The organism is Erysipelatoclostridium sp. An173, from assembly GCF_963931465.1.
GTDB classification, from domain to species: Bacteria; Bacillota_I; Bacilli_A; order Erysipelotrichales; family Coprobacillaceae; genus Thomasclavelia; species Thomasclavelia merdavium.
In genome coordinates this window covers 1,512,957-1,533,689 of the sequence record NZ_OZ007017.1, presented here as the reverse complement: position 1 = coordinate 1,533,689, position 20,733 = coordinate 1,512,957, and the positions used below count along the sequence as shown (strand labels likewise).

Here is a 20,733-nt window from a genome sequence, read left to right as displayed (position 1 = left end):
ATGACTGCAATCGATATATGCTATTGTGTCTTAATTTTGGCTGGTGCATTTGCTCTAGTAACATTAGGTATTTTGTTATTGCGTTCAGCTACCACAGTTAAACAAGTTGGTGAAACTGTTGAAATGGCGCAAAGTACGATAAATAAAGCAGAAAAAGTAATGGATGATATTACATACAAGCTAGATTTATTGAATGTACCAGTTGAAACTATTGCAAGTATCTTTGATCCTGAACGTCCAAAATTTAGCCCATTTGGTATGATTATTAGATTTATTAGAAAATTGTTTTAGAAAGGTGAATAAAAAATGAAATTAGGTAAATTAATTGCTGGAATTGGAATTGGAACCGTAATTGGAATGTTATGTGCTCCAAAAAAAGGTAGTGAATTAAGAAAAGATATTAAGGATAAATCAAAAGATTTATATGATAAAGCACAAAATATCTCAAAAGAAGATATTCAAGAATTAATCAATAATACAATTGATGAAATTAAATTAGCTATTGATGAATTTGATGCTGATGAGTTTAAAGAAAACGCTGGAAAAAAAATTAATGAAGTAAAATCAAAATTAGAAGAATTAGCTGTTTCAGTTAAATCTAGTGAAGAATATGCTAATTTTAAAGAATCAGTTACTAAAGTAAGTAATGAAGTAACTACTAAATTAAAAGAAATCAAGACAAAAATTCAAGACCAGGATTTTAACGAAGTAGATGAATTTGATGGTGTAATTGATGACATCGAAGATGAATTAGATGTTATCATTGAAGATCTAAAAGACTAATGAAAAAAGTTACTATTTATGATGTTGCAAGAGAAGCAGGAGTTTCTCTTGCGACTGTTTCTCGGGTAATTAACGGGTCTAATGTTGTCCGAGAAAAGACAAAGCAAAAAGTCTTGGATGTAATTGAACGTCTAGATTTTAAACCAAATGATATAGCAAGAGGCTTAGCGACGAGTAAAACAACAACAATTGCAATTGTTTTTCCGCAATCATTGTTTGCCCATGTTAAAGATATGATTGGTGGAATTGGTGATACCGGAAGACATTTAGATTACAATATTAACATGTATACTACAGATGATATTGGTGATGAAAATACTGTTGCTGATGTTACTGAACGATTAGTAAAATCACGTGTTGATGGTGTAATACTTTTTAACAACGATAATCTTGATGAAACTATTGATTCAATTGTTAAATACAATTTACCAATTGTAGTTATTGGTAAAAAGATTTCTGGTGAAAATATTGGATCAATCTATATTGATGTTAAAAAGGCAGCTGAGGAAATTGTTGATCGCTATTTAAATCGTGGTAAAGATGATATTATTTATATTTTACCAAAACAAAATTTAATTAAAAGTGATGAAATTATTGAAGGAATTAAAGAAACATATAAAAAGCATAACAAGGAATTTACAACAAACCAGATTCTAACAAGTTCAGGTCATTATGAAAACACATATCCAAACTTTATCGAATATTTTAAAACTCATAAACATGATTTAGTATTTTGTGGTTATGACAAAGATGGTGTTGCTGTAATTAATGCAGCTCAAGAAAATGGAATTAAAATTCCAGATGAAATGGAAGTAGTTGGTATGTTGAATACTAGTTATTCGATTATGTGTAAACCAACTCTATCTTCAATGAATGTTCCAGTTTATGATATGGGAGCATTAGCAGTTAGACTTTTAACTAAGTTTTTACAAGATGAAGAAATTGAATCAAAAGAAATTGCAGTACAGCACATGTTTATTAAACGTGATTCAACAAAAGATGATTAGGCTTTCGTAAAGAAAGTCTTTTTTATTATTTGTCACTAATTAAGGATTTGAATTGTTTATTAGGTGAAGGGAGGATATTCATGGATAATGAAGCGCTTGAATCAATTTTTTATCGGTATCGGGAAATGGTATATAAAACAGCTTTTTTGTACTTGAAAAATGAAGCAGATGCCTTGGATGTAGTTCAAAACACTTTTTTAAAATTATCGAAACAAAAGAAATTTAATGATGAAGAGCATCTTAAACGCTGGCTATTAAGAGTAAGTATTAATTTATGCAAGAATAATTTAAAAAGTTATTGGAATCGAAATGTAACTTCTTTTAATGAAGAATATTATTGTAATGAAAATGTCGACATTCAACTTAAAGAATTAGTATTCAAATTAGCTCCTAAATATAAAGGGGTTATATATCTGTATTATTATCAAGGATATAAAATTAAGGAAATAGCTAAAATATTACATATTAAAGAAGCTGCAGTTAAACAAAGATTAAAAAGAGGACGAGAAAAATTAAAAATAGAATGGGAAGATATAAAATGAAACAAGATGATTTAAAGAAAGTTATAGATGGTATTATAATTCCTGAACAAAAATTGGATATGTGTTTAAAAAGCAAAAAAAATCCTAAAAGGTATTACAAATTTTTGGCTGTACCGGTAGTGATTTGTTTAACAATTGGTATTTTTAGTTTAAGAAAAGATGAAAATGTAAAAGAAACAACTAATATTGATTCAGATTATTTTATAACCAATGTTTATGCAAATGAACAAAATTATAATATAGAAAAACCAGTACAAATTGATATGACTGAAGATGTGTTTGGAACATCATGGGAAGTTAGTAGTATAATAAACAGTGATGAAAGTGGATTTAATGGTAAATCATATTTACCATTTGATATAATTATTACTGGTGATAATATTAAAGAGATAACATATTCTGTTGTAAATGGTGATAGTTTGAATTTTTATCTTTTAGAGTCGTTTGATGAGTTCCAGGGAGATTATAATAAATTAATCGAAGAAGACAATGGTAATACTGTTTTAAAAAAATTTAACGAGTTTCGAGATAAGGATCTTAACATGTTTAAGGAAAAATATAATTTTGCAGATGATTTAGAACAATATTATAATGATAATTCTTTTGATATGTCGATTGAATATGATAAAAAAATGGCAGAAACAAACTTTAGCCAAGAATCAATAAAAGAGTATGGCTGGATTTACTGGATTAGGATCAACCACAAAAAAGAATTAATGATGCCATATGATAAACAATTTGATAATCAATCAAAAATGCAAATAGTAACTAGTTTTTCATATGGAAAAGATGAATTGTCATATTATAAAAATGAAAAAAATATGACAAGATTTATTAAAGATGAACTTTTAAATTATCAAATTAAAATGGAAATTAAATACAATAATGGTATTACTAAAGAAAAAAAGATCACTTTTACAGAAGTACCAATAACCGAGGAAGATATGCGACCAGGTGATTATGGATCTAGAATTTATATGCAAATCTCATAAATATAAAAGCAGTTAAATTAATAAGTATATTTTTGACCTCACAGAACAGATAAACTATGACAAAGATATTAAAACTTAATTTCATAATCGGGTTGACTTAATATTTTTTTTAGCATATAATTCTATTACGACGTTGAAGGAAAATAGTAGTCAAAATAGGCATTTAAGAGACCTTGTGGCTGGTGGAAACAAGGATGTACTACTGATGAATACACTCTGGAGTCTCTAGATGAAAAGTCTAGACGGGTAATTCCGTTATCAATATCAAGAGCATACTAGATGTATGAATAAAGGTGGTACCGCGAGATTTCGTCCTTTAGGATGAAATCTCTTTTATTTTATATAGGGAGGATTTTATTAATGAAAATTTATGATGAATTAGTTTGGCGTGGACTAATTAAAGATGTTAGTTCACCAGATTTAGAAGAAAAGTTAAATAATGGTGGTATGACTTTTTATATTGGAACAGATCCTACTGGTGATAGTTTACATATTGGTCATTTTTCATCATTTTTGATTTCTAAAAGATTAAAAGAAGCTGGGCATAATCCGATTTTATTAGTTGGAGGAGCAACTGGTTTAATTGGTGATCCTAAACCAGATACAGAAAGACCAATGATTACTAAAGAAACAGTTGAACATAATTTCAAATGTTTAAAGAAACAAGCACAAGATATTTTTGGTTTTGAAGTAGTAAATAATTATGACTGGTCTAAAGATATCAACTTTATTGATTTTTTAAGAGATTATGGTAAATATTTCAATGTAAATTATATGTTGAATAAAGATATCGTAAAACGTCGTTTAGATGCCGGAATCACATATACAGAATTTTCATATATGATTATGCAAGCTTTAGATTTTGAATGGTTATATAATAATAAAAATTGTGTTATGCAAGTAGCTGGTCAAGATCAATGGGGAAATATTACTGCTGGTATTGAATTGATTAGAAAAAAAGATGGTAAAGAAGCTTATGGATTTACAATGCCATTGTTAACTAAAAGTGATGGAACTAAGTTTGGTAAAACTAATGGTAAAGCTATCTGGTTAGATCGTAAAAAGACATCACCATATGAAATGTACCAATTCTTTATTAATTCAGAAGATGATAAAGTAATTGATTACTTAAAATTCTTAACTTTCTTAACTCCAGAAGAAATAATGGAATTAGAAGAAAAGAACAAAAAACAACCACATTTAAGAGAAGCACACCAAGCTTTAGCACGTGAAGTAATTACTTTCTTGCATGGTAAAGAAGCATATGAAGAAGCTGTAAATATTTCTAAAATGCTATTTTCTGGACAAATTCAATCATTAACTTTAGAGCAAGTAAAAGAATGTTTTGCAGGTGTACCTAGTGTTGAAGTGAATGAAGATTTAAATATTTTAGATGCTTTAATTACTTGCGGTGGTGCTAAAAGTAAACGTGAAGCTCGCGAATTTGTTAATGGTGGATCTATTTTAGTTAATGGTGAAAGAATTAAAGATGTTGACTTTGTAGTAAGTAAAGCTAATGCTTTTGGCAATGAAGCAACTGTAATTCGTCGTGGTAAAAAGAATTATTTTGTAATTAAACATTTATAAAATCATGGGAAACCATGATTTTTTCATTTTGTGAAACAAGTGAACAAAATATGAAAAAAATAACTTTCTTATATATAATTCTGATATCTTATTAGTATATAGGAGGCAAAAATAATGAAACAATTTTCAAAAGATTTTTTATGGGGTGGAGCAGTTGCTGCCAACCAATGTGAGGGAGCCTGGTTAGAAGATGGAAAAGAACCAAATGTAACTGATATTATGGTAGGGATTGGTTCTAAGGATCCAGGGTTAAAATGGAATGATACTACAAATAAATGGGAAATGGCATTAGATCCTAATAAAGTCTATTTATCTCATGAAGCGATTGATTTTTATCATCGATATAATGAAGATTTAGAACTAATGGCAGGAATGGGATTTAATTGTTTTAGAACTTCAATTGCTTGGGGAAGAATATTTCCTAATGGTGATGAAGAAACACCTAATGAAGCGGGATTAGAATTTTATGATCGATTAATTGATAAAATGATTGAACTAAAAATGGAACCAGTAATAACTTTAAGTCATTATGAAACACCACTACATTTATTAACAGAATATGGTGGTTGGAGCAATCATAAATTAATTGATTTTTGGAATCGTTATGTAACAACAGTTTTTAAACGTTATCAAGGTAAAGTTAAGTACTGGTTGACATTTAACGAAGTAAATAATATGATGAATAATCCATTGGTAGCTGGTGGTGTTTTAAATATTAATCCAAGTGATAAAAACGATCCAATTGGTTCAATTACTGAAAAAGAAAAATGGCAAGCATATTATAATATTTGTGTTGCTAACGCATGGACTGTTAAGATTTGTCGTGAAATTGATCCTGACGCTAAAGTTGGCTGCATGCTTACAAGTTCATCTGTAGCAACATATCCATATAATTGTGATCCAGATAATGTTTTTGGTGCTTACGATGCAGTTAGAAAAGCAAACTTTTACTTTGGCGATGTCTTTTGTTTAGGGATTATTCCAGGTTATGTAAAACGTATCTGGCAAGAACATGATTGTACACCGGTCACTGATGAAAAAGAATTACAATTGATAAAAGATTATACTGTTGATTTCTTCTCATTTAGTTATTATCGTTCAGCAACATATGATCATGAAGTTTCATTAAGTGGTAATACTGGTGGTTTAGTGGGTAAAGAAAATCCATATCTTACTGGATGTTCACCTGAACCATGGTGCTGGCCAATTGATCCAAAAGGAATTCGATATGTTTTAAATGTTTTATATGATCGTTATCATTTACCATTATTTATTGTTGAAAATGGTATTGGTTTAGATGAAAAAGTTGATGAAAATGGTCAAATAAATGATATAGAACGCCAAAAATATATTGAAGATCATTTAAAATATGTTTATGAAGCTGTTTTAGATGGTGTTGAAGTAATGGGATATTTATATTGGGGTCCAATTGATATTGTTTCTGCCGGAACTGGTGAAATGAGAAAGCGTTACGGTTTTGTTCATGTTGATCGTAATAATGACGGTACCGGAACTTTAAAAAGAACTAAAAAGGATAGCTATGACTGGTATAAAGAAGTTATTGAAACTAGTGGTGCTAGTATTTTAAATAAATCTTAGGGTAACCTAAGATTTTTCTTTTGTTTGCAATTATGCTATGATTAAAACAAGAGGTGAAAATCATGGATTTATCTAGTATACTTTTTGCTGTAATAGAAAAAGAAGAACCCGGATCGACAAATTATATTATTGCCGATTATATAATAAAAAATAGTCAAGATCTAGATAATATTTCAACTGTTGAACTTGCTAAGGCTTGTAATGTTTCTAAGGCGTCAATTAGTCGTTTTTGTCGAAAGATTGGATTGGAAGATTTTTTAGCATTAAAAATCTTGATCCGTAGTTATAAACCAGGGAAAACTGTATCACAAAAATATTCTTTTAAACAAACTACTGATGATGATGTTATTAATTTTATTGATGAATCGATTGATAAAATGACTTTATTAAAAAAACATTTAGATCGAACTTTATTAAACGAAATTACGCAGGATATAAATAAATATCAACGTGTCTATTTAATGGGATTACAACAGTCAGCAGGAATTATGATTTCTTTGGCTAATGATTTAATGACGTTTAAAAAATATGCTTTTGCAATAATGGAACCAAAGAAAATAAATCAAATTTTAAAAAATGCTACTGATCAAGATTTAATAATAGTTTTTTCAGCGACGGGTTCATTTTTTGAAAAAATATTACCAAGAAAAAATATTATCAATAAAAATAATCCACCACGGATTTATTTGATTACTACCATTAAAACTGATATCTATTCTTTTGTTTATAAAAATATTTTTTTAGACGATGAATATAATTTTTCATCTAATTTATTATTAAACATCTACGCTTCATTAATCGCTATTAATTTTAAGAATTTATATCAAAAATCTTTAACTAATATCTAACAAAAAAAGGGGATATACCCCTTGGATATTAGTTTATTTTTTTCTTGGTGTTTTATGCCATAACATGGTATTTTCTTCGTTTGATAGACTGGTTAATAGATTGTTTTTTGCTTGTGGATATTTTTTATATAAATCATTTAAAAGCTGTTTGAATTCTTCTCTTTTGGTATGTTTATCAGCTGGACATGTAGATACAACAACTGGAACATTTGCTTCTTTTACAGCACTGACTATATCAGATTCATAGGCATAAACAAGAGGGCGAATAAAATTCATATCAGTTCTAGATAAATACATTTTAGGAGTAAAGGTCGCAATTTTACCACCATAAAACATATTCATAAATAAAGTTTCTACTGCATCATCACCATGATGAGCAAAAGCGACTTTATTACAATTGTATTTTTTGGCCCCATCAATAACTAAAGCTTTTTTAAATTTTGAACATAATGAACATTGTAATCGTCCATCAGGTGTTTTATTAAGTTTTAAAATTTCATAGACATCACTTGGTTCATGATATAATTCAATATCATTTTTTTTACAAAAAGCATCAACTTCACTAAAATCCATATTAGGAAAACCCATTTCGATGTGAACGCCAATTACATCAAATTTTACAGTTGAAAATTTCTTATATAAAGATAAACAATATAAAAGTAATGTCGAATCTTTACCACCAGAAACGCCCACACATATTTTATCGCCATCTTGAATTAAATTAAATTCTTCATCAGCTTTACGGATACATCCTAAAACTTTTTTCATTGTCATTTTTTATCACCTTGTTTATTCTATAAAAAAAATTTAATTTAGTAAAGATATTTTAGTTAAATCTGACGTATAATACTTTTGTATAAATAATTTGCAATTTAGATAAAAGATAGGTAAAATGATGAAGGTGATAAAATGGATGGAGTAATTATAGTAAATAAACCAGCAGGAATGACAAGCCACGATGTGGTAAATCGTATTAGAAAAATTTTTAAAACAAAAAAAGTTGGTCATTGTGGAACTCTTGACCCTGATGCAACAGGAGTCTTAGTTGTTGCTGTTAATAAAGCAACTAAGCTATTACAGTTTTTAACAGCAGATAATAAAGAATACATAGCGACGTTAAGTTTAGGAACCGCTACTGATACTTATGATGCTAGTGGACAAGTTACAGCAACTAAAGAATATGTACCAATTAGTGATAAAAAAATACTAGCTTGCTTAAATAGCTTTGTCGGAGAGCAAGAACAAATTCCGCCAATGCATTCAGCAATTAAAGTAAAAGGAAAGAAACTATATGAATATGCTCGTAATAATGAAACGGTTGAAATTCCTAAACGAGTTATAACTATTGATTACATTGAATTAATTTCGATAGTCGATAATTTAGTTAAGTTTAAAGTTGGCTGTTCAAAAGGAACATATATTCGTTCATTATGTTTTGATATTGCTAAAAAACTTGATTATCCAGGGCATATGTATAGTTTAATTAGAAGTAAATCAGGTGATTTTTCATTGAGCGATAGTTATAGTTTAGAAGAAATTGAAAATGGCGAGTTTGAAATGCTTTCAATGGAAGAAGCATTAAGCAATTATCCTAAATTAGTTGTTGATGATGAAAATATAATATATCATGGTAAAAAGATTAAATCTAAGATTAATCATCAAGTAGCTATTTATAATCAAAATAATAAAGTTTTAGCTATTTATGGACCAGACGGTAATGGGTATCTAAAAAATATTAGAGGTTTGTGGTAATGGAAGTTATTTATTTAAATAAACAATCAGAATTTGATTTAGAAGATAGTTGTGTAGCTTTAGGCTTTTTTGATGGAATGCATTTAGGGCATTTAAAACTGGTTGAAAAAGTGATTTCTATCTGCAATAAAACTGGTTTAAAAAAAGGATTATTAACTTTTGATGTCCAGCCTAAAGCTTATTTATCTAATCAGCATTTTAAACAGTTGATGAGTTTAGAAGATAAAATTGATTTTATGAAAAAGTATGATTTTGATTATTTATTTGTTTTATCTTTTAGTAATAAACTTGCTAGTATGGAACCCGATAAGTTTATTGATGAATATCTAATTAAAACTAAAATAAAACATGTTGTATGTGGTTTTGATTTTCATTTTGGTAATCAAGGTAAAGGAGATTGTAATTTTTTAATTAAATATAAAGAAAATAATTATGAAGTCAGTGTTATTGACAAGTTAGAATATGAACATCATAAAATATCTTCATCTTTTTTGCGAGAAATTTTATCGCAAGGTGAAGTAGAGTTAGCGACCAGATTATTAAATCGCCCTTATCAGGTTTCAGGATTAATAATCCACGGTCGAAAAAATGGTCATAAAATTGGCTTTCCTACTATTAATGTTGATGCTAATAATTATGTCTTACCTAAAGGTGGGGTATATGCTTCAAAAGTAATTATTGATGGCAAAGAATATTTAGGTATGGCTAATCTTGGCTATAATCCAACCTTTACAGCATTAAAACAAATATCATTAGAAGTTAATATTTTTGATTTTGATCAGGATGTTTATGGTAAAATGGCAAAAGTAATCTTTTTAAAACGGATCCGTAAGGAACAAAAGTTTCCTTCTATCGATGATTTGATAGAACAGCTTAAAACAGATAAACAAAAAATTATAGATGAATTTAGTTAAGCATTAGATATTTGACTATTGTTGATAGTTAAATATCTTTTTTAAATAGAAAATAACTGGTAATAATACATAATGGTGATAGATATGTTATATGGATGGTTAATATTTGCCAGTTTTTTATGGGGAAGTAATGTATTAGTAATGAGATATATGCTTGAGCATACTTCTTCGCTTTTTTTAGCTGATTTGAAAGTATTGCTTTCATTAATAGCGGTATATTTAATTATGAGATATAAAAAAATAGCATTAAACAACTATCCCTTTAAAATAGGAATAGTTGTTTCGCTATTTTCAATTACATTAAATTTTATTTTAACTTTTGCAGGAATTAATTTAATATCTGGCAGTTCTAATGCGATTATTAATTCATTAGCACCACTAGTAACAGTTTTGTTGGCATGGCTTTTTTATCATCAGCACATTTCTAAAAATCAAATCATTGCGGTTATAATTGCTTGTGTTGCTTTTTTTATGTCGATTAATTTTGATCTTTCAAAATTGTCGCTAGGTCATCTTTTGATGATTGGTGGAATAATTTTTTATAGTTTTGGTAATTTAATAATGCAACATCATTTACAAAAGGATGATAACTTACCGTTTACTTTTCAATATTTATTATATGCATTTATTGAATTGACAATTTTAAATATTTTTATAGACAATAATAGCCAATTAAATATGATTCCATTATCTTTATGGTTATTGTTTATTTTATTTTCAGGAATTGGTTTTGCTATTATACAAATTATTTATTTTCAGGCTGTTTTAAAAATTGGTAGTGTTAAAACAAGTTTTTTGTTAGGACTAAATCCAGTTTTTACATATATAGGATCTTTATTATTACAAGAATCATTCGATTTAAACCGTTTTTTAGCGATGGTATTAATGGTAATTGCAATGTTTGTCGCTAATAAAAAAGATAGTCAGATAGTTAACTAATCAAATAAACTTTTAAAAAGAAGCATGATTTGATCTTGTATTTCATCATTAATCTTTTCAGGATGCCATTGCAAGGCAATAATATTATCTTTTTCAATTGCTTCAATGATACCATCTTTACTATAAGCAGAAATAGTGAATCCTGGTGCAACTTGATCGATAGCTTGATGGTGAAAGGAATTAGTCATAAAACTAGAGCCAAGATATTTATTTACTAAAGTATTTTCTTTAGTTATTACTAAATGATGATAACCAGGAAATTGTTCTTGTAAATGATTATCATATTTTTTGGTTTCTAGTATATCTTGAATCAAAGTACCACCAAAAGCAACATTTATACTTTGAAGACCACGACAGATACCGATAATTGGTTTGCCTGATTTGGCAAACTTTTTTATTAATCGCATTTCTAACTGTTCTAATTCTAAAACTTCTTTCTTTGTTTTAGGGTTTAATGACTGATTATATAATGTGGGATCAAGATCCTTGCCACCGCTTAATAACAGTCCATCACAACAAGAACACAAAAAATCTAGTGTTTCATCACTAATATTACCAATAGCGATAACATCAAAATTATGTTTTTTAAACATGTGTAAATATTCTTTGTAAATATAATATACTCGCTCATTACTATAAGAACGAAGCGGCGTTAATATTTTTTTATTCATTTTATCCTCCATTTAATATATCTATATTTATAATATGACAAAATTATTAAATCTTGTAAAGAAAATTTAAAATCAGTTAAGATATTACTTAGACAACATATAGCAGTTATGGTATACTTTATTAGTAAGAATAAAAAAGAGGGATGTATAATGGACTTTTTAGATAATATAATTGAACAATTTGGGGCCCAAAATATTATTATTGTTGGGGTAAGTTTACTAGTGATTATTCTGGTTTTACTAGTTTATTGGATCGTTAAATTAAAGTCATATCGCAAAGAAATAGTTGATTTAGAAAATGATATGAATGCTATTAAAACTTTACCGATTCAATATCGTTTAGGGCGTATTAAATCAATTGGTAAAAATATGCCTGATGTAATGGAAAAGTATGAAGAATTTGAACTTGAATTTAATGAATTGCTTGAATTACAAGGCAATGAAATAGCACCATTAATGAATGATATTGATGAACGGTTATTTTATCGTAAAATAAGAGGAATTCGTAAAGATATAAATAAATTAAAAGAGTTAATCGTTGACTATGAAAAACGTTCTCAAAATCTTTTGAAAGAAATTGAAGTGATTACGGAAATTGAAAACGTTCAAAGAGTGGCAATAATTAAAGTAAAAGAAAAATATCGTAAAACAACTGACGACTATGCTGCTGTTAGATTTAAAATTGAGGATTTTGTTCCAGCAGTACCAGCAATGATCGAAGATATCGATCAACGTTTTGTAGAATTAGAAACGTTAATGAATACACAACGTTTTGATGATGCTAAAGTATCAACAAATAAAATTGATAAAGATATTGATTTGTTAAATACGTATATTAGAGATTTGCCTACTTATATTTCAATAGTTCGTAAATATATTCCTAAACGTTTAGATGAATTAAATAAAACGATCAAAGAGATGCGAGAAAGAAATTTTTCAGTTGAAAAATTAGATACAACTGTACGTTATAATATAATTCATACCGATTTAGAAAAAACAATTCAAGCGATTAAACATTTGGATCTAGAAAATGTTGGTAGTGCTATTGAAACAATGACTGATGATATAAATAGTTTAGCAGCTGATTTTGAAAAAGAAGAAAATGCTTATAATTTATATGAAGAAGCTCGTAATAATTGCTATAAGCATATTGGTCATCTAGATGAAGGATTACAAAAGACTATTAATTCATTTGAAGAATTACAAGAAAATTACTTATTGACAGATTATCAAATTACTGTAAAAGAAGATTATGAAAATTTCAAAGAAATTTTAGATGATTTAGAAAAAATAACTACAGTTATTGAAAGTAATGATTTTTCATATAGTGCTATGATTGAAAGCTTTGAAAAACTAATTGAACGTTGTAAACCATTTGATGATGAATTAAATAAATATATTGAATTAGAAAATTCATTACGTTTAGAAGAAAAAAGAGCTTTAGATGAATTAGAAAATATTAATATTGTTTTATTGGAAATTAAATCAGAAATAAAAAATAATCATTTACCAATGATTAATGAATCATATAAAGATTATATTAATGACTCTTATCAAAAAGCTGATGAAATCTTAAAGTTCATTCGCCATCGTCCAATTGATTTAAATCGTCTATCTGTTCAAGTAGACGCGGCTAGAGATGTTATCTATAAATTATATGATAATGTTCATAATTTGATTGTTACAGCAGAGATGGTTGAAGATGCCATTATTTATGGCAATCGTTATCGAACATCATTTTTAGAAGTAAATACAGAATTAACTAAAGCAGAATTATTATATCGAAATGGTGAGTATACTAAAGCTTTGACTACAGCCGTAGATATAATTGAAAAAATCAAACCAGGTTCTTATGAGATGTTAATTAATAAAAACGACACAAAGTTATAGACAAAAGTCATGACTTTGTGTTTTAATTGCATATAATAAAATAGGGGGTAAAAATGATATATTTAGACTATGTGGCAACAACACCTTTAAATCAAGATGTTTTAAATACTTATCATAATTTATTATCTAAATATTTTTATAATGCTGATTCTATGTATGATAAAGGAATCGAAGTAAATCGTTTAATGGAACATTCACGTAAATTAATTAGTGATTATTTAAATGTTAAAGAAGATGAAGTTATTTTTACTAGTTGTGGTAGTGAAGCTAATAACATGGCTATTAAAGGTGTGGCTTTTCAATATCAAAATCGCGGTAAACATATTATAACGACCGCAATCGAACATTCTTCAGTATACGAGACTTGTAAAGAGTTAGAAGAAGTTTTTGGCTTTGAAGTAACTTATTTGCCAGTTGATAATCGTGGTTGTATTTCTTTAGAACAGTTAGAAAATAGTATTCGCGATGATACTATTTTAGTATCGATCATGTATGTTAATAATGAAATTGGGGTTATAAATCCAATTGAAAAAATAAAGAAAATTGTAAAAAAACACGATCGGGTTAAACTACATTTTGATATGGTCCAAGCCTTAGGTAAACTGCCAATTGATTTGAATGATGTTGATTTAGCTTCTTTTTCAGCTCATAAGATTTATGGTTTAAAGGGTAGTGGATTATTGTTTAAACGTCGTTCAACAACAATTGTTCCTTTAATTAGTGGTGGACAACAAGAATTTGGATTACGAGGTGGAACTTCTAATGCATGTACAAATATTGTATTTGCAAAAACACTGCGATTAGCTTTAGAAAATTTTGATAAAAAAAGTGCACATATAAAAAAAATAAATCAATATTGTCGTCAATGTTTAAAAGAAATTGACGGTGTTGTAATAAATAGTGATGAAAAAGTATGTATTGATACTATAATTAATTTTTCGTGTCTTGGCTATAAGCCAGAAGTCATTTTACATGATTTAGAAACTAAAGAAATATATCTATCAACTCGAAGTGCATGTTCTTCTAAAACAAGTAATATTTCAAGAATAATGAAACAATTAAATTTAGATGAAGCCATTAGTTCAAGTGCGCTTAGAATTAGTTTTAGTGAACATACTAGTAAAGAAGATATTGATAAATTTTGTTATTATTTACAAGATAGTATGGCTAGATTGAAGAAACAGAGGTAATATATGGAAGCAAATTATATTTTAGTTCGTTTTGGAGAACTAACAACAAAAGGTAAAAATCGAAAATTATTTACTAATCGTCTTTTAAAAAATACTAAAGAAATTTTAGCGGAATTTAAACAATTAACATATGATTTACAACATGATCGAATGTATATTATTTTAAATGGTGCTAATCACGATGCTGTTTGTGCTAAACTTAAAACAGTTTTTGGTATTTATTCTTTTTCAGTTGCTTATAAAATGGAAAAAGAATTGGAATTAGCTAAAAAAGCTGTATTACAGATTATTGAAAATAATAGTGGTAAAACATTTAAAATTAATACCAAACGAGCTGATAAAAATTTTCCTGGTAAATCACAAGATATTAATCGTGAAATAGCTACTTATGTTTTCCATCATACAAGTAAAGAATTAAAGGTTGATGTTCATCATCCTGATATTTTAGTTACTGTTGAAATTCGTCATGATGCGATTTATGTAATGGATAATATTATAAAAGGAGCTGGGGGTTATCCTGTTGGCGTTGGTGGAAAAGCTCTTTTAATGATGTCAGGAGGAATTGATTCACCAGTAGCTGGTTATTTGACATTAAAACGAGGTGTTGATATTGAATGTGTTCACTTTGCAGCACCGCCATATACAAATGAACTAGCTAGAGAAAAGGTATTAGATTTAGTTGATAAGTTAAGACATTTTACCCATGGTAAAATTAAAGTTCATATTGTAAATTTTACAAAATTACAATTAGCTGTATATGATCATTGTGATGAAAGTTATGCAATGACTGTTATGCGTAGAATGATGTATCGAATTAGTGAAAAAATAGCTTTAAAAAATCATTGTTTAGCTTTAGTTAATGGTGAAAGTATTGGACAGGTAGCGTCACAAACTTTAAATAGTATGCAAGTAATCAATGAAGTTGTTAAATTACCAGTTTTAAGACCAGTTTTATGTTTGGATAAACTAGAAATTATTGATATTGCAACTAAAATTGATACTTATGAAATTTCAATTCGACCTCACGAAGATTGTTGTACGATCTTTACACCTAAAGCACCAGCTACTAAACCAAAATCTTATAAAGCAGAAGCTTTTGAAGCTGAATTTGATTTTGAAACATTAGTAAATGAATGTGTAGATACAGTTGAAGAAATTATAATTGATGATAATTATAAAAAGAATGATGATATTTTTTAAATAATAAAATAAAATTGAAAAAATCAGGTATGTTTTTTAACTTTTGACACAAGATATAGTTGTCAGGAGGTGAAATACATGTCACAAAATTATTCAAGTAAAAATAAATTAGTTGTTCCTGGAGCACAAAATGCAATTGATCAAATGAAATATGAAATTGCAAATGAATTTGGTGTTAATTTAGGTCCTGATACAACTGCTCGCGCTAACGGTTCTGTCGGAGGCGAAATCACTAAAAGATTAGTGGAAATGGGCCAAAAACAAATGAGTTCATCAAATGGATATAATCGTTCTAAATAAGTATATTAACCCTAGAGTGTTTCTAGGGTTTTTATTTTTATAATTATTATTAAATAAAAAAAGATATTTGTTGTATATTTAAAAAAAACTGACACAAAATATAAGTGTCAGGAGGTGAAAGGAATGTCACAAAGTTACTCTAGTAAAAACAAATTAGTTGTTCCTGGAGCACAAAATGCAATTGATCAAATGAAATATGAAATTGCAAATGAATTTGGCGTTAATTTAGGTCCTGATACAACTGCTCGTGCTAATGGTTCTGTTGGTGGCGAAATCACTAAAAGATTAGTAGAAATGGGCCAAAAGCAAATGAGTTCATCTAATTTTAATCAATCAAAATAATCCAAGTACTTATAGAAAGCCCTGGAAAATTTTCTAGGGTTTTCTACTTTTTTGTTTAGTTATATTATTATATAGAAATATTTATTACATTAATTTTTCTTGTATTTATCGCAAAAAAATGGAAGTGCTTTCAAAATATATTGAGTTTACATAAAAATTTATGTAAAATAATAGTGATATGTATATACGAGGAGGAAAAATTAATGGTAAAAGTAATGGCAGTAAACGCTGGGAGTTCATCATTAAAATTCCAGTTGATCAATATGCCTAGTGAAGAAGTAATTACTTCAGGAATAGTAGAAAGAATTGGACAAGAAAAAGGAAATTTTGAAATGAAATATAATGGGCAAGAATATCAAAAAGAATGCCCAATTAAAGATCATAGTGTTGCTGTGCAACTATTACTAGATGCTTTAGTAGATTGTAAAGTAGTTGAAAAATTAAGTGATATTGATGCTTGTGGTCACCGAATTGTTCATGGTGGCGAATATTTTAATGATTCAATAAAAGTTGATGAGGATGTTGTTGCTAAAGTAGAAGAATTATCTGAGTTAGCTCCATTACATAATCCAGCTCACATCATTGGATATAATGCTTTTAAAAAAGCTTTACCAGATGTTGAACATGTTTTTGTTTTTGATACAGCTTTCCATCAAACTTTAGATCAAGAACGCTATTTATATCCATTACCATATGAATATTATACTGATTTAAAAGTGCGTAAATATGGTGCCCATGGAACTAGTCATAAATATGTATCACAAACAGTAATTGAAATGCTAGGAAATCCAAAACATTCAAGAATTATTGTTTGTCATTTAGGAAATGGTGCAAGTATTTCAGCTGTTGAAGATGGTGTATGTATTGATACATCAATGGGATTTACACCATTAGCAGGAGTAATGATGGGTACTCGTACAGGTGACGTAGATCCTTCAGTTATGCCATATTTGTGTAAAAAATTAAATAAAACTGCTGATGAAGTATTAGAGATATATAATAAAAAATCAGGTATGCTTGGTGTGTCAGGAATTTCATCAGATTCAAGAGATATTGAAAATGCTTTATTTAAAAAAGGTGATGATAGAGCTTTATTGACAAGTCTTTTATATGCAAGAATTGTTTCTAAGTATATTGGAAGCTATTTTGTTGAACTTGGTGGTGTTGATGTAATTGCCTTTACAGCAGGTGTTGGTGAAAATGCTGCATATTTAAGAAGATTGATCATTGATGATTGTTCTCGTGCTTTAGGTGTTCATCTAGATGAAGAAAGAAATAATCAAAGATCAAAAGAAAATAGAGTTATTTCTTCAAAATATTCTCAAGTTGAAGTTATGGTAATTCCAACTAACGAAGAAGTAATGATTGCTCGAGATACTGTTAGAATTTTAGGTTTATAGAACTCTGATTAATAATCAGAGTTTTTTTGTTTATAAAGTTAGTTAAATATGATATAGTCTTTTTATGAAAAGAGGAATAGAAAATGTATGATAAAATTGTTAAAAAAATAGAAGAATATGATGATATTGCAATCTATCGTCATATAAATCCGGATTTTGATGCTTTTGGAAGCCAGTTTGGAATGTATGATTTAATCAAGACAACATATCCTAATAAAAATGTCTATGTCTGTGGTGAGTTTAGTTCTGAATTAGTAGCAAAATATGATGTTTTAGTAGATTATCGAGATGTTAATTATAGTAAGGATGTCCTTGGTATTGTTTTAGATACTGCTAATCAAGAAAGAATAGATGATCAAAATTATAAATTGTGTAAAGAAATAATTAAAATAGATCATCATATAGTTGTAGATAGTTATGGACAAATTAACTTTGAAGATAGTACAGCTAGTTCTGCAAGTCAGCTAGTAGTGGATCTGTATCAAAATACAAAGTTACAGATTTCAAAAGCTGGATCAGGAGCTTTATATTTAGGTATTATTGGTGATACAGCTCGCTTTTTATATCGAAGTACTGATAAAAGAACCTTCAAGGCAGCAAGTGCTTTAATTGAAACTGGTATTGATATTGTATCTTTGTATGATCGAATGTATTTAAAAAAGGCAAAAGATTTAAATGTTAATAAATTTATTTTAAATAATTATCATGTTGATGGTAATATTGCATATTATATTTTAACTAATGAAGATTTAAAAATGTTAGAAATTAGTCGTGAACGCGGTTCGGATTATGTAAATATGTTATCTGGAATTGAAGAATATTATATCTGGATGGCAATTACTGAAAATACTGCTGATCAAAATTGGCGTGTTAGTTTACGTTCGCGCAAATATCCAGTTAATAAAGTAGCTGAAAAATATAACGGTGGTGGTCATTTATTAGCAAGTGGTGCTAAATTACAAAATATTGAACAGTTAGATGACTTGTTAAGGGATTTAAAGGAGTTAATCAATGAATAAAATAAAAGATTTATTTTCAAACTTTGTTGAAAATTTTCATTTTAGAAGTCAGGTTGTAAAACAACCTAAAAAATTTGCTTTGTTGAAAGCATTAATAATTACTTTAGTAATTGGTATTTTTTTAGAGTATTTGTTACTATTACCAATTAATTTACGTTCACCGCAGTTTGTTGGCTTTTTTTGCTTTTTGCTTTTTCTATTTGTTTTGCTTTATCGTTTATTTAAAGGTTATATTGATAAATTATCAAAAGTACTGATAGCAATTATTCCAATTTTAATTGTGTATTTAGGAGTTGGTACTTTAATCAGTTCACCTATTTTTAATGCTAAAAAATATCAACAACAATTAAAGTTAGATGAAAATGCTGATTTTTATGAAGATAATAAAACAATTTCTTATCAATCGATTCCAGTTGTTGATCGTGAAAGTGCTATTAAGCTTGGAGATCGAAAAATGGGTGAGATGGTTGATTATGTATCACAGTTTGAAGTTGATGAATCTTATGAACAAATAAATTATCAAGATACCCCATATCGGGTAACACCTTTAGAGTACAGCAATATTATTAAATGGTTTACAAACCGTAGTGATGGGTTACCAGCATATATTAGAGTTAATATGGTAACTCAAGAATCTGAGGTAGTTAAACTAGATGAAGGGATGAAATATTCTAAGTCAGAACATTTTGGACGTAAAATTCAACGTCATTTAAGAGCTAATTATCCAACATTTATGTTTGATAGTTTAGCTTTTGAAATTAATGATAAAGGAATCCCATATTGGATAGCGCCAGTCTATAATTATGATATCGGATTATTTGGTGGGAAAGATATTACTGGTGCAGTATTAGTGAATGCTATAAATGGTGATCATCAATATTATGATATAAAAGATGTTCCTGAATGGGTCGACCGTGTTTATCCTTCAGAATTAATAATTTCTCAATTAGAAAATTATGGAAAGTATACAAATGGTTTTTTTAATACAATATTTTCACAAAAAGGCGTATTACAGCCAACATCTGGTTATAATTACGTAGCTTTAAATGATGATGTATATTTATATACTGGATTAACTTCTGTATCTAATGATGCATCAAATGTTGGGTTTGCAATGATTAACTTGCGAACAAAAGAAGGAAAATTTTATGATATCCCTGGTGCTGAAGAATATTCGGCTATGTCATCAGCAGAAGGGCAAGTACAAAATTTAAAATATAAAGCTACTTTCCCGATTTTGATAAATGCAGGAGGCCAGCCAACTTACTTCTTGTCTTTAAAAGATGATGCTAACCTGGTAAAAAAATATGCATTTGTAAGTGTTGAAAACTATCAAATTGTAGCAACTGGCGATAGTGTTGTTGAAGCTGAACAAGCTTATTATGCATTGTTAGAGGCTAATGGTAAAACAACTGATTCAAATGAATATCAATCAACTGAGTTGACGGGAACAATTAGTGCTATTAGTGAAGCAGTAGTTGATGGCAATAGTACGTATTATTTCACCTTAGATGGTAATGATACAATATTTATTAGTGATATTAGTCTTTCAAATCGTCTTCCATTAGCTAAAGCTGGTGATACGGTAACTATTGAATATGTAAATAGTAAAGATGAAAGTGAAGTTATTACTAAAATTGAATTTAAATAAACTGGTGATTGCACCAGTTTTTTGTTATATTTCCCACCTTTAACTTAATCTTAACAAAAATCAAGGTAAAAATTAATGAAATTTATAGTTAAAATTGATAAACTATG

21 protein-coding genes and 1 other annotated feature are annotated in these 20,733 nt (G+C 28.2%); of the genes, 19 read left to right on the top strand and 2 right to left on the bottom strand.

Going from position 1 to position 20,733, the window contains the following annotated elements:
* The 8 genes from ABGT36_RS07740 to ABGT36_RS07705 all read left to right on the top strand — a co-directional run bounded on the left by ABGT36_RS07740 (position 1) and on the right by ABGT36_RS07705 (position 7,358).
* On the top strand, positions 1 to 291 hold the full coding sequence (locus tag ABGT36_RS07740; RefSeq protein ID WP_087298422.1) for a DUF948 domain-containing protein: 291 nt from the start codon (positions 1 to 3) through the stop codon (positions 289 to 291).
* A 15-nt stretch (positions 292 to 306) separates the two neighbouring features.
* Complete coding sequence (locus ABGT36_RS07735; RefSeq protein ID WP_087298423.1) at positions 307 to 783, top strand: YtxH domain-containing protein; 477 nt, start codon at positions 307 to 309, stop codon at positions 781 to 783.
* Positions 783 to 1,790, top strand: coding sequence for a LacI family DNA-binding transcriptional regulator (locus ABGT36_RS07730; RefSeq protein ID WP_346677549.1), 1,008 nt, complete (start codon positions 783 to 785; stop codon positions 1,788 to 1,790). Before ABGT36_RS07735 ends, ABGT36_RS07730 begins: the two co-directional genes overlap by 1 nt.
* Before the next feature lie 80 nt (positions 1,791 to 1,870).
* The gene (locus tag ABGT36_RS07725; protein WP_346677547.1) at positions 1,871 to 2,332 is read left to right on the top strand and encodes a sigma-70 family RNA polymerase sigma factor; all 462 of its coding nucleotides are present in this window, start codon (positions 1,871 to 1,873) and stop codon (positions 2,330 to 2,332) included.
* The gene (locus ABGT36_RS07720; RefSeq protein ID WP_346677545.1) at positions 2,329 to 3,324 is read left to right on the top strand and encodes a hypothetical protein; all 996 of its coding nucleotides are present in this window, start codon (positions 2,329 to 2,331) and stop codon (positions 3,322 to 3,324) included. The genes ABGT36_RS07725 and ABGT36_RS07720 overlap by 4 nt, the downstream gene beginning before the upstream one ends.
* 124 nt (positions 3,325 to 3,448) lie before the next feature.
* Positions 3,449 to 3,644: a binding site (T-box leader), on the top strand.
* A gap of 40 nt (positions 3,645 to 3,684) precedes the next feature.
* On the top strand, positions 3,685 to 4,911 hold the full coding sequence (tyrS, locus tag ABGT36_RS07715) for a tyrosine--tRNA ligase (RefSeq protein WP_087298427.1): 1,227 nt from the start codon (positions 3,685 to 3,687) through the stop codon (positions 4,909 to 4,911).
* 114 nt (positions 4,912 to 5,025) lie between these two features.
* Positions 5,026 to 6,510, top strand: a complete 1,485-nt coding sequence (locus ABGT36_RS07710; RefSeq protein ID WP_296883402.1) for a glycoside hydrolase family 1 protein — start codon at positions 5,026 to 5,028, stop codon at positions 6,508 to 6,510.
* Positions 6,511 to 6,572: 62 nt separating this feature from the next.
* Positions 6,573 to 7,358, top strand: a complete 786-nt coding sequence (locus tag ABGT36_RS07705) for a MurR/RpiR family transcriptional regulator (protein ID WP_296883404.1) — start codon at positions 6,573 to 6,575, stop codon at positions 7,356 to 7,358.
* Between the two features lie 33 nt (positions 7,359 to 7,391).
* On the opposite strand, the gene ABGT36_RS07700 is transcribed toward ABGT36_RS07705, so the two are convergent.
* Positions 7,392 to 8,132, bottom strand: a complete 741-nt coding sequence (locus ABGT36_RS07700) for an ATP-binding protein (RefSeq protein WP_300628519.1) — start codon at positions 8,130 to 8,132, stop codon at positions 7,392 to 7,394.
* A gap of 135 nt (positions 8,133 to 8,267) precedes the next feature.
* On the opposite strand from ABGT36_RS07700, the gene truB reads away from it, so the two are divergent.
* The 3 genes from truB (at position 8,268) to ABGT36_RS07685 (ending at position 10,963) form a co-directional block, all read left to right on the top strand.
* A complete protein-coding gene (truB, locus tag ABGT36_RS07695) occupies positions 8,268 to 9,110 on the top strand; it encodes a tRNA pseudouridine(55) synthase TruB (protein WP_346677543.1) in 843 nt (280 codons plus the stop codon).
* Positions 9,110 to 10,024, top strand: a complete 915-nt coding sequence (locus tag ABGT36_RS07690) for a bifunctional riboflavin kinase/FAD synthetase (RefSeq protein WP_346677541.1) — start codon at positions 9,110 to 9,112, stop codon at positions 10,022 to 10,024. The genes truB and ABGT36_RS07690 overlap by 1 nt, the downstream gene beginning before the upstream one ends.
* 84 nt (positions 10,025 to 10,108) lie before the next feature.
* Entirely contained in the window at positions 10,109 to 10,963 is an 855-nt protein-coding gene (locus ABGT36_RS07685; RefSeq protein ID WP_296882752.1) for a DMT family transporter, read from the top strand.
* On the opposite strand, the gene ABGT36_RS07680 is transcribed toward ABGT36_RS07685, so the two are convergent.
* Positions 10,960 to 11,634, bottom strand: a complete 675-nt coding sequence (locus ABGT36_RS07680; RefSeq protein WP_296882750.1) for a gamma-glutamyl-gamma-aminobutyrate hydrolase family protein — start codon at positions 11,632 to 11,634, stop codon at positions 10,960 to 10,962. The genes ABGT36_RS07685 and ABGT36_RS07680 overlap by 4 nt on opposite strands.
* A 150-nt stretch (positions 11,635 to 11,784) precedes the next feature.
* Here ABGT36_RS07680 and ABGT36_RS07675 point away from each other — a divergent pair, with 150 nt between their 5' ends.
* The 8 genes from ABGT36_RS07675 (at position 11,785) to ABGT36_RS07640 (ending at position 20,626) form a co-directional block, all read left to right on the top strand.
* On the top strand, positions 11,785 to 13,524 hold the full coding sequence (locus ABGT36_RS07675; protein WP_346677539.1) for a septation ring formation regulator EzrA: 1,740 nt from the start codon (positions 11,785 to 11,787) through the stop codon (positions 13,522 to 13,524).
* Between the two features lie 53 nt (positions 13,525 to 13,577).
* Complete coding sequence (locus tag ABGT36_RS07670) at positions 13,578 to 14,714, top strand: cysteine desulfurase family protein (RefSeq protein ID WP_087298435.1); 1,137 nt, start codon at positions 13,578 to 13,580, stop codon at positions 14,712 to 14,714.
* Between the two features lie 3 nt (positions 14,715 to 14,717).
* Positions 14,718 to 15,914 (top strand): tRNA uracil 4-sulfurtransferase ThiI, encoded by a 1,197-nt coding sequence (thiI, locus tag ABGT36_RS07665; protein WP_087298436.1) that lies wholly within the window; start codon positions 14,718 to 14,720, stop codon positions 15,912 to 15,914.
* A gap of 78 nt (positions 15,915 to 15,992) precedes the next feature.
* Positions 15,993 to 16,214, top strand: coding sequence for an alpha/beta-type small acid-soluble spore protein (locus tag ABGT36_RS07660; RefSeq protein ID WP_087298437.1), 222 nt, complete (start codon positions 15,993 to 15,995; stop codon positions 16,212 to 16,214).
* A 123-nt stretch (positions 16,215 to 16,337) separates the two neighbouring features.
* Positions 16,338 to 16,556, top strand: coding sequence for an alpha/beta-type small acid-soluble spore protein (locus ABGT36_RS07655; RefSeq protein ID WP_087298438.1), 219 nt, complete (start codon positions 16,338 to 16,340; stop codon positions 16,554 to 16,556).
* A gap of 203 nt (positions 16,557 to 16,759) precedes the next feature.
* Positions 16,760 to 17,956 (top strand): acetate/propionate family kinase, encoded by a 1,197-nt coding sequence (locus tag ABGT36_RS07650; RefSeq protein WP_087370533.1) that lies wholly within the window; start codon positions 16,760 to 16,762, stop codon positions 17,954 to 17,956.
* A gap of 83 nt (positions 17,957 to 18,039) precedes the next feature.
* The gene (locus ABGT36_RS07645) at positions 18,040 to 18,975 is read left to right on the top strand and encodes a bifunctional oligoribonuclease/PAP phosphatase NrnA (protein WP_346677536.1); all 936 of its coding nucleotides are present in this window, start codon (positions 18,040 to 18,042) and stop codon (positions 18,973 to 18,975) included.
* Positions 18,968 to 20,626 (top strand): hypothetical protein, encoded by a 1,659-nt coding sequence (locus ABGT36_RS07640; RefSeq protein ID WP_087298441.1) that lies wholly within the window; start codon positions 18,968 to 18,970, stop codon positions 20,624 to 20,626. Before ABGT36_RS07645 ends, ABGT36_RS07640 begins: the two co-directional genes overlap by 8 nt.
* Positions 20,627 to 20,733 lie beyond the last annotated feature (107 nt).